The sequence below is a fragment of the Dyadobacter endophyticus genome (genome assembly GCF_014641595.1).
Lineage (GTDB): Bacteria > Bacteroidota > Bacteroidia > Cytophagales > Spirosomataceae > Dyadobacter > Dyadobacter endophyticus.
On sequence record NZ_BMIA01000001.1, the window covers coordinates 113,629 to 128,418 of the forward strand.

Genomic DNA, 14,790 nt, shown 5'->3' on the forward strand with positions numbered 1-14,790 from the left:
AAACGGGTAAACTTTAATTGGTACCTAGATTGTAGCATCATTTGACTTTTGAAAGCTTGATAAGTCCCATTCGGCAGCGCAAAGATGGCCAATATTACAAGGATTTTTCAGAACACCAGGATCGCAATTTGCATTTGCGACTCTGTTGTTCGAATGATTGCGGTCCCTCGACCTTTAAGTTTTGCAGCAATGAGCCGGAAGGTGAGAATAGCCCATCCCTTAATTTTCCCACATTTTCACTGATTCTCGATTTTCTCACTCGCCAGTAAAGCATCGTTGTTCTAATGCTTCGAAGCTCAATAACATTCCCAGCAAAAACTCTAAAAAATCAATCAGCGCCTGTTGCTCTTTGACCATACCGGCAAAGCCAGCCGAGAAGTGGCCGGTCGCAATTACAGCCCAAGCAGACGATGTTCCAAGCTCTATCAGGCTGATCCCCGATGGTAGTCTGAGAAAACGGATATTAATATAGGAAAAGGCCGCAGCCAGTGTGGTTAGGATTGAAAAAAGGATAAAAATATTTCCATGTTGTTTGCGATGTCTTATAACAATGGTTTATGTGTTTTTTGAAGGTGCTTAAATGCAGATGAGCAGTATTTTGGAAGCGTAACGGATGCAAGCCACGGCTCTTAACACATGCCTTGCCAGAAAAAGCATGTGCCGAGCGAGCAAAAATTGTAAAATGCAGATAGCCGGGATCAGTCAGGCCGGCTAACTACCCGGTAGGTTTCTGTGTTCTCTGTAACGGCGAAGGCTGAGGCCAGCAAGTTCCGGTTTTCTGTGATAAACAACCGGATCTTGCCAGGATCATCAATGATTTCAATACAAACGGGCAGGTCGGGCGGGTTTATTTCCATCACGCCGAATACAAGCCTTGCGTCTCCTAGGAATCCTGCTTTGACCGGCAGCATGAAGGCTTGTCGCAGTCCGGCCTCTTTGGCACGCCTCAGAAGAGCTGTCGATAACAAATTATCGCCCAGAAAACGTTTCCAAAATGAAGTGTTAGGCACTTTTTGACCTTGACATATATAAATCCTGATCGTATTTAAGTAGGGAGTATCAGCGTTTTTCATGAGCTAGTTTTTTAGGGTTGGTTTGAAGATTACTAACGCTTTCCCCCTCGTGTTGACGGTAGACCATGTGCTTGGATTGGCCGATAACCTGCGCCCCGTAAATTCCTCGGTGCCCGGAAAAGAAGTAAGCGATTACACAAGCTATTGCCGCATATACACCACAGTCCACGCCGAATAGTTCGATGGCCATAATGGTGCAGGCGAGCGGGGTGTTGGCAGCTCCCGCAAACACCGCGACGAACCCCATCCCTGCCAGAAGCCCAACAGGTAGCGGGACAAAATAAGATAGGGCATTGCCCAGGGCTGCGCCGATAAAAAACAATGGGGTCACCTCGCCACCCTTGAACGCTGCCCCAAGAGTAACCGCGGTGAACAGAATTTTCAGTACAAAATCGTAAGCAGGAAGCTTTTCGTTAAAAGATGCGACAATCGTCGGAATCCCCAGACCAATGTATTTGGTCGTCCCAAGTCCGAATACGGCGATGGCTACGATGATCCCTCCTGCGACCGGGCGCAGTGGGGGATATGCAATTTTTCCTTTGAGGAAGCTGCCCACACTATGGGTAAGACCACTGAATACGACGGCACACATGCCAAAAATCGCACCGGCGATCACCGCATACAACACATTTGCTGCCGATAACTCCGGGATGTACGGGATATGGTAGTGCGTATGACCTACCTGCCAGGCCTTTGTGGTCAAATCGGCAAACACAGAGGCTGCAAACGCGGGAAGCAATGCATCATATTGTAGCCTGCCCAGCAGGAATACTTCCAGTCCGAAAATGGCACCGGCCAATGGCGTGCCAAATACCGAACCAAATCCTGCTGCGATACCGGCAATCAGGATCAGCTTCCTATCCCGCGGGCGAAGCCGTAAGATCCGGGTGAACTGGTCTGATATCGAGCCCCCGATCTGCAGTGCCGTCCCCTCACGACCTGCCGATCCGCCAAACAGGTGTGTAGCAATTGTTCCGATCAGCACAAGTGGGGCCATCTTCAGGGGAATGATCTTAGAGGGATGGTGGATGTTTTCCAAAAGCAAATTATTACCCCTTTCCACATCTTTGCCCAGGTAATAATACAGGCATCCAATCGCAAAGCCCGCAACCGGCAGTAACCAGATCACCCAAGGGTAGCTTTCACGCCAACTGGTCGCCCAATCCAGCGATACCAAAAAAAGCGCAGACGCAGAGCCGACCAGAATGCCGATCAGGGCAGAGATCAGAAGCCACTTAATCAGAAAAAAAATAATGGGGTTTTTCCAGAAAAGAAAAGCAAGAGGACGCGGAAGCCGAAAACGTGGTGCTGACATATGTATATACCTATTAGATGAACAAAATAATTTTGATCCTAATAGGCGCCATCATCCCAATCGGGCGGTTCCAGCAGGAAGACACCATTTCCTGTATTGATACGCAAAATAACGATATAATACACAATCATCCAAAGAAGGAGCTGTAAAGATTATCATTTCCAGCAGTCACAGGCTTGTTAAAGCCACAACCTGAACCAAAATTCCAGGCAGTTTTATCCGCTCGCAAGACGGAACCCGGTTTACCAGAACTTTAGCCCTCGGGAATCATGCAGGATCTTCGACAGTCAGAGGTCCGACGCTCAAATCTTTCCCAAGGCTACCTTATAATCAGGATCTTCCAGAACACTAACCTCAATGACCGATTCGGCATTCCTGAGTAGTTGTTCTGCAATCCGGGCTTAGGTGACGCAGATGAAGCTCACTGACGTAGTCCACATCCATATTGTTGATCACCGAAAGGGGCATGTCCGGATATTCGGCTTGATTCGGGTCTTGAACTATACAAATCCCGCTACTTCTTTTGATTGCCCACATGCCTGAGGTGCCATCATCCAGCATTCCCCTTAATATGATCCCGACGGCATGGGAGGTAAAATGGAGTAATTGCTTGAAATTAATTTAAACAAATTTTGTCTCGCGCGTTGAAGCTACACAGGTACTCGGCCGCTTTTTTTTCAACTCGATACGGACCGATGTGAGGGCATTGATGGATCATTTGTGCCGTTTCAGATCAGAGTGGATATGCCTCAGTATAGTTTCAGCTAAAAAGTTTTCTTTGAAAAATCTCAGAATCGCGTGGGAGTTTTTCAAATTTGGCGGTCTATCTTCATAACAAGCCTTACCGCGCTTATCGGCAGGGTAAAAGAGTGAGAGAATTATTGCACGTATATAAATCCACGTAAGCCGAAGGCAACCGCTGATGATCCGGAACCTAAACCAAGATAATTCTGACGACCAAGTTCTGTTAAGCAGGATGAGGCTAGGGGATTATTTAGCTTTCGGGTCCATTTACGAGCGGTACTGGGCCAGACTTTTCAATGCGGCCTGTAAGCGCATGGGAGACGAGGAATCTGCCAAAGATATTACACAAGATATTTTTCTACAGCTTTGGCAACGCAGACAGGAGTTGGAAATTGATAATCTGCCAGCTTATCTGTTGACAGCGGTCAGAAATAATGTTTTCAAATACATGGAAAAATACCAGAGGTACACACCTATTTCCGAACTGGTCGAGCAACTGTTGTCATCGAGCGAGTATACCGATGGTCAATTGGCGGTAACCGAACTGACGGCGCGTTTTACAAAGCTGTTGGAGCGGCTCACCCCGTCACAGCAGGAGATTTTCAGGCTGCGGTTTGAGGAGGAAATGGGTACTCTGGATATTGCGAGGCGACTGAACATTGCCCAGAAAACGGTCCAAAATCAACTGACCAGAAGCATGGCGCATATTAGACAGGTAATCGGACTGATCGCTATTATGATAGTGGGCTGCCCCTGAAAGTGCCCAGAATGGTCTGTAGATGGTAAAACACACAAGCGTATCGACAAATGAGCAAGGAAGAGTTTTTGCAAATACTAGAAAAATACAGAAAAGGGTGTGCTACCGAAGAAGAGGAGGCCTTTTTGCTGGCATATTATGAGCTGTTTGAATCTGGTCAAGAGCGCACCGATCTGAAAGATGCGGAGGAAGTCAGAGGTCTGAGAGAAAGTATCAAATCAGAAATTGACCTGCGAGCTGCTGCTCTCACGGAAGTCGGCTCGGGAGGATCGAAACAAAGGATGCTGTATCGCTATTCGGCCTGGCTTGTAGCTGCAACATTTTTGATTTTCAGTAGTCTGTACTTTTTTGAAAGCCGCAAACCTGCTCAGGTAACGAAGATATCCCAAATGGGCCGGGTTCAAAAGAGCAGCCGGATTGTGCCGGGAAGCTACCAGGCGACCCTCACGCTCGGGAATGGTGAAATAGTAAGGTTAGACGATCAGCATACAGGATTGATTCGACAGCAAGACGGTGTTTCGGTGCAAAAGCCCGAAAACGGGCACTTGGTTTACAACGCCGGTAAAACTGCAAACTCAGCTAATCATACTGTTTCGACGCCGAGAGGCGGGCAGTACCAGCTCACTTTATCGGACGGTACCAGCGTATGGCTGAATGCGGCCACCTCAATCCGATTTCCGGCGGTATTCTCAGATACGATCCGAAGCGTTGAACTGCGTGGAGAAGCCTATTTCGAAGTGGCGCACGATGCCGACAGGCCGTTCCAGGTACGGTCAGACGGACAGTTGATCACGGTCTTGGGCACGCGCTTTAATGTGGCTGCTTATTCAGACGAACCTTCGACACGGACTACGCTGCTTGAAGGAAAGGTAAAAGTGATGACAATGAGTCCACAGGGCCAGCAGCGTACAGGTGAGGGTAAGGTTTTAAAGCCCGGGCAGCAATCGCTGCTGACAGGTGGCCTAATGCAGATAGCCGATGTTGATCCTGAAAATTCTGTGGCCTGGAAAAATGGTTATTTCAGATTTGATAAGGCAGATATCCGAAGTGTAATGAGGCAGATAGCCCGTTGGTACGATGTGGAAGTGGAGTATCGGGGCAAAGTGGGGGCGGATCTTTTTGCTGGCGAAATAAAACGTGACGAGGACATTGCCAACGTGCTGCGCATCATTCAACTCAACAATGTGGATGTACGGGTGACTGGGCGCAAGATCATTGTTAACTATTAATACGCTGCTTTTCAACATATACTTCCTGAATTTTACTACTTATATCTTCATAATCCTATGCTCCTCACTACCTACCGAAGGCTCGGTAGACGAGACAGGTCTGCCCGTGCGCAAAATTTATTTGCCACGCGGGTCACGCTGCTCGCTTCCCTGGCCCTGCTGCTAAACCTTAATGCGAAAGCATTTGCGCAAAACATTACGATTAAAGGTGAAAATATCTCGCTTGAAAATGTGCTGATCTCTATCGGTAAGCAGAGTGGACATTACTTTTTCTACAAATACAATGAAATCAAAGATGCACATCCCGTGTCGTTGGATTTGAAAAATGCAACGCTTGAAAGTGCGCTGAGCGAAAGTTTCCGGGGACAGCCTTTTGAGTACAAGATTGAGCGGAAAACGATTATCGTCAATAAAACCAAAGCGGAGCCAGCGGCCAAGCCAACAAAAAAGGAAACATCCGGGCGCGTTGTAGATGAAAAGGGCCAGCCGCTGCCCGGGGCGTCGGTGCGCGTGCAAAATTCAGATGCCGCCACGGCCACTGATGAAGCCGGGGTATTCACTTTTACGGATTTGCCTGCTGACGCGACGCTGCTGGTGACTTATACCGGTTTCGCCAGCCAGTATGTTCGCATTGCTGGGCAAGGCTCCATTACAGTGGTAATGCGCGAGGATCCTCAGAACCTGAATGCACTGGTGGTTGTCGGGTACGGGGCCCAGCAGCGGAAAGATATCACGGGTTCTATCAGTTCGATCAATGCAGAGAATATCAAAGACCAGGCGGTTTTTACCCTTGATAATGCGATGGCCGGACAAATGCCGGGTGTGCAAATCACCCAGGCGACGGGAGCTCCTGGGGGCGGCTCGTCGGTGCGAATCCGTGGCGCAGGTTCGTTGAGTGCAGGCAATGACCCGTTGTATGTCATCGACGGCTTTCCGGTTAGCGGGGATTTTAACCAGACCAATAACCCGCTTAATACGATCAATCCGTCGGACATTGCCGATATCCAGGTGTTAAAAGATGCGTCGGCTACGGCGATTTACGGCTCGCGCGGTTCAAACGGGGTTGTTATCATTACGACCAAATCGGGAAAAAGTGGGACATCCAAAATTGATTTCATTGTGAGCACCGGAATCCAGCAGGTAGAACGCATTCTGGACGTACTGAATGCCGGCGAGTATGCCGTTTACCTGAATGAAGCCCGTAATAATGCTTGGGTTAATTCGGGTCCAGGCAGAAGCGCCTCGGATCCCAATAGTGCCAGAACAAACAATGTGATGTACCAAATACCTGAGATCACGGCGAACCCTGCCGCGCTGGGAAGCGGTACAAACTGGCAAAGGGAAATTTTCCGCACAGCCAGCGTCAACAACTATCAGCTCAACTTCTCAGGAGGCAATGAGCGGACGCGCTTTTTTGTATCGGGAGGGTATCTCAACCAAAAGGGTATCATCCTTAATTCGGGAATGAAGCGCTATTCATTCAGGATCAATGTAGACTCCCAGGTACATACCCGCGTCAGAGTAGGCGCGAACCTGACGCCTTCCTATGTGACCAACGAGCTGGTAAATGCTGAGGGTAATTGGCAGGCGGGTGGCATCGTGCAGTCTGCAATTACGGCCGCACCCTTTATGAAGCCTTACGATTCTGAGGGGAACTACACGAAGATTACCGGTTTGGGCATAGGTACCAGCGAGGTTGATAATCCGGTAAAGCTCGCCAGGGAATCGTCTTATAAACAAGGGACTTTGAGATTGTTGGGAACCGCATTTGCAGAAATGACAATCCTCGACGGGCTTACCTTTAAAACATTGGTTGGTACTGATTTGCGTAGTTTTAAGGAAAATATATTCAGCCCTTCTATTGTCAACCCCAACAGCGTCAATGCTACAAAAGTGCCTACTGCGAATGCAGTCACTACGGACAACAAAAGCTGGCTGGCAGAATACACATTGAGCTACACCAAACAGTTTGGTAAACACGCATTGAGCGCATTGGCGGGTTACACGGCACAAAAAGACTATCTGGACAATAGCAGCATCGCTGCGACAAATTTTGCAAATGACCAGATTAAAACCATTAATGCAGCAGGACTGATCACCAGCGCAGCTACAACGCAGGAAGAATGGGCGCTATTGTCGTATCTGGCTAGGGTCAACTACGGCTACAACGACAAATATCTATTGACGACAACAGTGAGAAGGGATGGTTCTTCGCGTTTTGGAGCCGATAACAAATGGGGTTTTTTCCCGTCTTTGTCGCTCGGCTGGCGGCTGTCTGAGGAGCATTTTCTGAAAAACCTTAAATGGCTCAGTGAGCTTCGTCTTCGGGCCAGCTACGGGCTTACGGGCAATAATTTTATCAGCAACTACGGTCACATTGGGCTGACAGGGATTGAAAATTATATTTTTGGTGGCAGCGGCGGATCGATCGGCAATGGCATCAGGCTGTCCAACATTCCCAACAGCTTGCTCGGCTGGGAGAAAAATAATCAGCTTGATATCGGCCTCGAAGTAGGGTTGGCCCAAAATCGTTTTTCACTTACGCTTGACTATTATCTCAAAAACACTTCCGACCTTCTGCTCAATGTGCCTGTTCCCACACTCACTGGTTATTCGACAGCACTTCAGAACATCGGTAAAATCCGCAACCGTGGTCTGGAATTTGCGGCCACGAGCCGAAATCTGGTGAATAGGCTCAAATGGACGACGGACTTTAACATCTCGACAAACAAAGTCAAGGTTTTAGAGCTGGGGCCCGACGGTTCCCCCATTATTTCCCGTCAAACGACTTCTGCCAATGCATCGACGCATATCACGGCCATTGGCGGCGAGCCGGGCACTTTCTATGGTTACCGTGTAGCGGGCGTTTATCAAAACCAGCACGAAGTTGAAAACCTGCCGAATATTTCAGGAGAGTCCAAGCCCGGGCAGCTTCGGTTCGCAGATATCGACGGCGATGGTCGCATTACCAGCAACGACAGAACAGAGCTGGGCAGTCCGTTCCCGAATTTCACCTATGGGATGACCAACAAGCTGTCATTCAAAAACCTGGATTTCTCGGTAACCATTCAAGGGGTCCAGGGCTTTGAGGTACTGAATATGGCGCGCAGATATTACGGAAACTATGCAGGCTCCTACAATGTGCTCAAGAGCTCCTCCCAGGGATGGCGGTCGGAGCAGGAGCCGGGCAACGGCACTTCACCGATGGTCGACCGTAACTTTGGGGCTATGCCTGGAAGCAACCTGGTCAATAACGTAACATCCTTGTTTGTGGAGGATGGCTCATTTCTCCGTGTTCGGAATATTACCCTGGGCTACACAATCCCCGGGGGGATGCTAAGTCGGCTCCGGCTAGCCAACGCGAGGGTGAATTTCAGCGTACAGAATGCCTTCACTTTTACCCGTTACGAAGGGTACAACCCAGAGGTGAGCATACAGGGCGGTAGTACACTGGTGCCCGGCGTAGATGCGGGTGGTTACCCACTGGCGCGCACGTTTATGTTGGGAATAAGTCTTGGCCTTTAAATCAGAAAAGCGATGATAAATAACATTAAAATGAGGCTTTTGGTAGTTCTGTTGCTGTTTGTTGCCTCGGGGTGTAGCGACAATTTTCTTGACCTGGCACCTGTTTCACAGCTCAATGGAAACAGGTTCTTCAAAACCGAAGAGGATATTAAAAATGCCCTGACCGCCACATATGGTGCATTACAGGCACCTGGACTTTACTATTCTTCTATGCATGTGATCGGCGACCTGCGTTCGGACGATACCTGGATCCCGAATCCGAATGCAGGAGCAAACTTGCAGGAGGTCGACGAATTCAAAAATAATGCCTTCAATACGATTAGCAGCTCTACCTGGAGTGCGCACTATCAGGGCATCCAGTCGGCGAATATTGTCATTGCTAAAATCGCTGATGTTCCGATGGAAACTTCCTTAAAGGCTCGGTATATTGGAGAGGCCAAGTTTTTAAGGGCGCTTATGTATTTTAACCTTGTCCGCATTTTCGGCGACGTTCCACTGGTGTTGGAAGTGATTAACAACCCATCAGAAGGCTATGCCTACGGGAGGGAAGCTGCCGGAAATGTTTATGAGCAGATTGTCAGCGATTTAAAAGAGGCCGTGGCAGTATTGCCCGAGCAGATCGCCAGCGCGGAGATCGGACGCGCTACCAGGGGTGCTGCGATGGCGCTACTGGGCAAAGTTTACCTGACCCGGGCGCAATGGGACCTTGCTGCGCAAACATTGAAAGAGCTCATCGACAAGGGGACCTACCAGCTCCTGCCCAACTACACCAACCTATTCGGTGCTGCGAACGAGAATAACAGGGAATCTATTTTTGAAGTACAATTCAAAAAGGGCTCGTCGGGCGAAGGAAGTCCCTACACAAACCAGTTTGCCCCGATCGGATCGGGAACGGCGGTGACAGGGCTTGGTAATCCCTTAGGACAAAACATTCCTACCGATGCGATTGCGGCCGCTTACGAAACCGGGGACTTGCGAAAAAATGCGTCGATGCAAACCACCTACACACTCAACGGCAATACCGTTACGCACAACTATGTGGCGAAATACCTGGGGCAGCCGGCCGCGAATCTGGATAGCGACAACAACTGGATCGTGCTTCGGTACGCGGATGTACTGCTGATGTACGCGGAGGCCTTGAATGAGCTTGGCTTTGAGGCAAACGGGGAGGCATTTCTTTACCTTAACCAGGTGCGTAACCGTGCCGGGCTTGCCTCCAAAACGAGCAGTAATTCTGATCCGTCACTTCAAATCGCCTCACAGGCGGCGTTCAGACCCGCGATCGAACAGGAGCGGCGGATAGAGCTGGCATTCGAGGGCCATCGTTGGTTCGACCTGGTTAGGACCAACCGTGCGCTAGTTGTGCTGGCTCCGCTGGGAATGAAGGCGCACCATGTTTTGCTGCCAATACCCCAAAGCCAGATCGAGATTAATCCAGGTCTAGTGACCCAAAACCCGGGTTATAACTAATAAACCAAGCAGCGCGCACCGCAAACAAGTGCACGCTGTGTCCTTTTTTTCTTTTAGCAATGAGAACCTACTTTTTCTTTTGGTTGATCCTGATTTTGAAGTCCATGGCAGGCTTGGCGCAACCAGCCGTGACCCTTAATATTAAGGCCGATGGCTACCGCGGGATTTGGTACAGCAATCAGCCGTCTCGCGATGAATTTGCATATAAGTATAGCGGGGGACTGGGCACCTATCCTGCAAACCACTATCCGTTTTCAGTGTACGCGCAGAAGGTAAACAAGACCTTTTTTTGCTATGGCGGCACGGACGAAAACGGAAAGACGCTACTCCACATGGTATCCTTTTTCGATCACAAAACCGGGAAAGTTCCACGGCCCACCATCGTTCTTGATAAGCAGACGGACAATGCGCACGACAATCCGGTGATCAATATCGACGAGCAGGGGTATATCTGGATTTTCTCTACCGCCCACGGCACCAGTACGCCCTCGTTTATCCACAAAAGTACTAAGCCGTACGATATCGATACTTTTGAGCAGATCTTTGCGACCAAAGAACTAGCCGGCGGCAACGTGCCACTGAATAATTTCTCTTACCTGCAAAGCTGGTATGCTAGGGGAAACGGGTTTCTGAATCTGTTTACCCACTACGACAGAAATGTGATTCCGGATCAACCCCAAAAACCGAGGCGAACTATCTCCTACATGACAAGTCGAGACGGTATACATTATTCGGAATGGAAAGATATTGCCATGATCGGAGAAGGACACTACCAGACTAGCGGGAAGTTCGGGGACCGGAAAATCGGTACTGCATTTAACTATCATCCAGTCAAAGAGCGAGAAAACGGGTTGAACTACCGGACGAACCTGTATTATCTGGCGACCGACGATTTCGGAGAAACTTGGCAAGACGCGGCGGGTGCGAAACTCACGGTGCCTCTTACCCAAATTATGAACCCTTCGCTGGTATACGACTATGAATCCGAAGGCCTGAATGTGTACATTAATGACCTCACATTTGACAATAATGGTAACCCGGTCATACTTTTTCTTACAAGCAAAGGGTTCGAACCCGGGCCTGCTGGTGGCCCAAGGCAATGGCGCACTGCCCGTTTTGATGGCACGTCTTGGATAATCCTACCCGTAACCGCATCCGATCATAATTATGACATGGGTTCGCTTTATATTGATGAAAAGGGGAAATGGCTGATCGTCGGGCCAACAGCGGCCGGCCGTGAGCCTTATGGAACTGGTGGGGAAATGATACTTTGGACGAGTACTGATCAAGGCCGGTCCTGGACATCGAAACAACTGACGACCGCAAGTCGCCGAAACCATTCCTATGCCCGCAGGCCTGTGTCTGCCCATGATGATTTTTTTGCTTTCTGGGCGGATGGAAGCAGCCTATCAAAGTCAGTCTCGCATCTTTATTTCTGTAATAAAAAAGGAGATGTGTTCAGGTTGCCGTTAAAAATGAGCAAACGAAATCAAAATCCTGAACCAGTATATAGGTAAGTACGTGTTAAAGTATTATTTGCTTATCCGGCCCAAGCTCGGCTCAAAACGTTCAAATCCCGAAGCTCGAAAGAAACACCGTGTAAGGGCTCAAAACATATCCTGTCCGCTCAGCCTTCCACGATTTGCCCGTCGGCCATGTAAATTCTGCGATCGGCCCGGCGGGCGAAATCTTCGTCGTGCGTGACGACCAGGACGGTTTGCTGTCTTTCTTTGGCCAGCTCTTTGAACAGGCCAAAAACAGTTGCACTGTTGGCGCTGTCCAGGTTCCCGGTAGGCTCGTCGCCCATCACAATCGAAGGATCGTTGATCAGCGCCCTGGCGATGGCTACACGCTGCTGCTGGCCGCCGGAAAGCAATGCTGCCCGCTTGGCGGCCTGGCTGTCCACGTCCAGCAGTTTTAATAAATCCAAAGCCCGCTGTTCGATCTGCTCCTTGGGGTACAAACCCAGCTTGCGGGCCGGCAGCATGACATTTTCCAGGGAGGTAAATTCGGGAAGCAAGTAATGAAATTGAAACACAAAGCCGATATGCTGGTTACGGAATGCGGCGAGCCACCTGTTTGTCTTGCCTTTCATCTGTTCTCCGTTGATCATGATACTGCCTTCAAAGTCGGTATCCATCGTGGAGAGCAGGTATAGTAAAGTCGATTTACCACTACCTGACTTACCCGTAATAGCAACGAATTCCCCTGCCTTCACCTGGAAGCCGACATCTTTGAGTACCTGGTTGCGGACAGGTTCTATAAAATACTTATTCAGGTTTGCAACTTCGAGTACGTTCATAGAGCTATCCTCTTAAAATGGAAATAGGGTCCATCTTCGCGGCTTTTCTGGATGGCAAATATCCCGACAAGGCCGTCGTCAGTATACCGAATGTGAAGCCGGTGATATAGTAAACAGGTTTAAAACTGACGGGCAAATGATCGAGCGTGATCATTACGTCGCTGTTGAACGGGACTTTGGATACCGCATAGGAGATCAAAAAACCAAACACCAGGCCCATCACCGCGCCGGCAGCCCCGATCACCAGCGCCTGCGTTAAAAAGATGCCCCTGACATCCGAATCGGAAAAGCCGGTCGCTTTCAGGATGGCGATTTCCTTCATTTTTTCATAGATCATCATCGTCAGGATGTTGAATATACCGAAGCCTGCCACCAGCAAAATAGTACCCGCCACCCCGTAAACAATCATCCTTCTGAGCACATCCCCTTCCAAAAGAGAGGCGTTGTCCTTTTTCCAATCCGAGCCTTGATAATGGTACCTTGCCTGCCACTGCCCGGACATTTCCGGGGCCAATTCCTTGTCGAAAAGCTTCACTTTAATTTCCGTCAGATACGACGCGGGCACACCCAGCAGCTTTTGGACTGTCTTGATGCTGGCATAGCATTGCTGCTTGTCAATGTCGGTGAGGCCCGTTTTGAAAATCCCGGCTACTATCACCGGGAAATTTCCACCTTTTTCGGTGGTGATAAGGGTCTGATCGCCCGTTGTCACGTTCAGTCGTTTGGCCAGCCCTACGCCCATCAGGATGCTATTGGTTTTAACGTTGACTTCTTCATAGCTGCCTTCGATGACTTTACTGGACAGATTAAACAGCTGATCTTCCCTTTTCAGGTCAACACCGTTGATTTTGCCATTTAGTGAAGAAGAGCCAAGCCTGAAAAACACTTGCGTAGTGATCGCGCCCGAGGCGGCCTGAACGCGCGGATCGGCCCGCAGCTCCCCTAGCACCTGGTTAGCATCTTTTAAATTAAGCAGGATGTCTTTGGGTTTCTGATGGTGTACCTGGTTGATAACGCCCGGAAAACGCCTGTCCAGTAACGACTGGTCTGCTATCTGCACTTCATTGTACATCCGGAGATGGGGCGACTGCTGGAAAACCACATCCTGGGTATACTCGTTGGTACCCTGGATAAAGCTCACCATAAAAATGAACACGGTGATACCGAATGCAACGCCTGCGGTCGCAACCAGCGTCTGCCGCAGTTTGGCCTTCATATAAGTGGCGGCAATAGATGCCGACAAAGCGATATTGGTAAGCCGCTGCTTCATATCCGTTACGGGGCTTTTTCATAAACAAGGTCACCGGCTTTCAGCCCACTTTTAATCTCAATCCACGGACCGCTCCTTGCACCAGTATTCAATTTCTGTTTAACCACCTTACCGCCAGCCCCTGCTGTCCATATCGAGTCGCCCGGCAGCAGAAATGTGCTGGGTATGGCCAGCGCGTTGGCCTGGCGTATGAGGATATTGGCCTCGACCGAAGATTGCGGAAAGAAAGCGGCGGTGCCAGCTACACCGGCTTCTACCTTGAAACTGCGGTTTTCCTTTTGAATTACAGGCACAATCTTGCTTACTGTTGCCGTGAACTGTTTGCCTGCAAAGGCATCGGTTTCAAAAAAGACCTTTTGTCCCAGCTTCACCTGGGCAATATCCCTTTCATCTACCAGCAGTTCCAGTTTGAACCGACCGGCGCTGCCCGTTAGCAGGATTGGATCGCCGGCCGCCGCAGTGCTGCCTTCTGTGTGATAAATGCTGAACACTTTGCCGTCGATACTGCTGGTAAGGACATTGGTTTCCCTAAGCTCGCGCAGCTGGGCAAGCTGTTTGCTAACAGAAAGGACATTTCCCCTTTGGTCATCGCGTAGTGCCCGATACTGGTATTGCAAATTGTTATACTCCGTCAGGCTAGCCTGAGCTTTAATGGCGCGATGCCTGGCTTCCTGAGCCGGAACGGCCTTTTCTGCGGCAAGCTCCCGGTAATTTTGGGCTTCTGCCGAATCCTGCTCGTACTGCTTCCTGGCCAGAACTGCCTTTTGCCGCAGCTCCCGCGCCCTTGCCGAGCTGTCGGATGCATTTTGGCGCGCGAGCCTGAGCTGTTTGTCGAGTATGTCCAGCTGGGTATTTTGACTGGGTTGCCCCAGCACCGCCAATACCTGGCCTTTTTGGACCTGATTCCCCTGTGCAACCAGGATTTTCAGGATATGCTCGCTGGTGACGGCCTTGATCACCTCATATTCCGCAGGCATGATCTCGCCCGAGGCGTAAACAGCTTCATTGATGGCCTGGGTGGTCACCTTGAAACTTGCCGGTTCCTTTTTGCATGAAGACAGGGCTGCTAGGCCTGCCAGCGCCAGTATACAAAACTTTTTCATAC

Annotated in this window: 11 protein-coding genes and 1 riboswitch; of the genes, 5 read left to right on the forward strand and 6 right to left on the reverse strand. The window is 49.7% G+C overall.

Annotated elements, in window-relative coordinates:
- Positions 1-698: 698 nt before the first annotated feature.
- The 3 genes from IEY24_RS00525 to IEY24_RS00535 form a co-directional block, all read right to left on the reverse strand.
- Positions 699-1,073 carry a DUF190 domain-containing protein gene (locus tag IEY24_RS00525; RefSeq protein WP_188927625.1) on the reverse strand — a complete coding sequence of 125 codons (375 nt, stop codon included), beginning with the start codon at positions 1,071-1,073 and terminating at the stop codon, positions 699-701.
- Positions 1,060-2,388, reverse strand: a complete 1,329-nt coding sequence (locus tag IEY24_RS00530) for a voltage-gated chloride channel family protein (RefSeq protein ID WP_188927626.1) — start codon at positions 2,386-2,388, stop codon at positions 1,060-1,062. The genes IEY24_RS00525 and IEY24_RS00530 overlap by 14 nt, the downstream gene beginning before the upstream one ends.
- 35 nt (positions 2,389-2,423) lie before the next feature.
- Positions 2,424-2,489: riboswitch (Fluoride riboswitch) on the reverse strand.
- Positions 2,490-2,742: 253 nt separating this feature from the next.
- Entirely contained in the window at positions 2,743-3,009 is a 267-nt protein-coding gene (locus tag IEY24_RS00535; RefSeq protein WP_438821067.1) for a chemotaxis protein CheB, read from the reverse strand.
- 355 nt (positions 3,010-3,364) lie between these two features.
- Here IEY24_RS00535 and IEY24_RS00540 point away from each other — a divergent pair, with 355 nt between their 5' ends.
- From IEY24_RS00540 to IEY24_RS00560, 5 genes are read left to right on the forward strand one after another with little or no spacing between them, the layout of a single operon-like run.
- Entirely contained in the window at positions 3,365-3,889 is a 525-nt protein-coding gene (locus IEY24_RS00540) for a sigma-70 family RNA polymerase sigma factor (RefSeq protein ID WP_188927628.1), read from the forward strand.
- Positions 3,890-3,939: 50 nt separating this feature from the next.
- On the forward strand, positions 3,940-5,118 hold the full coding sequence (locus IEY24_RS00545) for a FecR family protein (protein ID WP_188927630.1): 1,179 nt from the start codon (positions 3,940-3,942) through the stop codon (positions 5,116-5,118).
- A 57-nt stretch (positions 5,119-5,175) separates the two neighbouring features.
- Complete coding sequence (locus tag IEY24_RS00550) at positions 5,176-8,643, forward strand: TonB-dependent receptor (RefSeq protein WP_188927632.1); 3,468 nt, start codon at positions 5,176-5,178, stop codon at positions 8,641-8,643.
- 12 nt (positions 8,644-8,655) lie between these two features.
- Positions 8,656-10,113: a RagB/SusD family nutrient uptake outer membrane protein gene (locus IEY24_RS00555; RefSeq protein WP_188927634.1), complete on the forward strand. Its 1,458-nt coding sequence runs from the start codon at positions 8,656-8,658 to the stop codon at positions 10,111-10,113.
- 59 nt (positions 10,114-10,172) lie between these two features.
- On the forward strand, positions 10,173-11,630 hold the full coding sequence (locus tag IEY24_RS00560; protein ID WP_188927636.1) for a BNR-4 repeat-containing protein: 1,458 nt from the start codon (positions 10,173-10,175) through the stop codon (positions 11,628-11,630).
- Positions 11,631-11,740: 110 nt separating this feature from the next.
- Here IEY24_RS00560 and IEY24_RS00565 read toward each other — a convergent pair whose 3' ends face one another.
- Genes IEY24_RS00565 through IEY24_RS00575 form a run of 3 tightly spaced genes read right to left on the reverse strand, consistent with a single transcriptional unit; the run spans position 11,741 to position 14,788 of the window.
- Positions 11,741-12,415 carry an ABC transporter ATP-binding protein gene (locus tag IEY24_RS00565; protein WP_188927638.1) on the reverse strand — a complete coding sequence of 225 codons (675 nt, stop codon included), beginning with the start codon at positions 12,413-12,415 and terminating at the stop codon, positions 11,741-11,743.
- Positions 12,416-12,419: 4 nt separating this feature from the next.
- Positions 12,420-13,685 (reverse strand): ABC transporter permease, encoded by a 1,266-nt coding sequence (locus IEY24_RS00570; protein WP_229221061.1) that lies wholly within the window; start codon positions 13,683-13,685, stop codon positions 12,420-12,422.
- Between the two features lie 5 nt (positions 13,686-13,690).
- Positions 13,691-14,788 carry an efflux RND transporter periplasmic adaptor subunit gene (locus tag IEY24_RS00575; protein ID WP_188927640.1) on the reverse strand — a complete coding sequence of 366 codons (1,098 nt, stop codon included), beginning with the start codon at positions 14,786-14,788 and terminating at the stop codon, positions 13,691-13,693.
- Between the last annotated feature and the right edge of the window lie 2 nt (positions 14,789-14,790).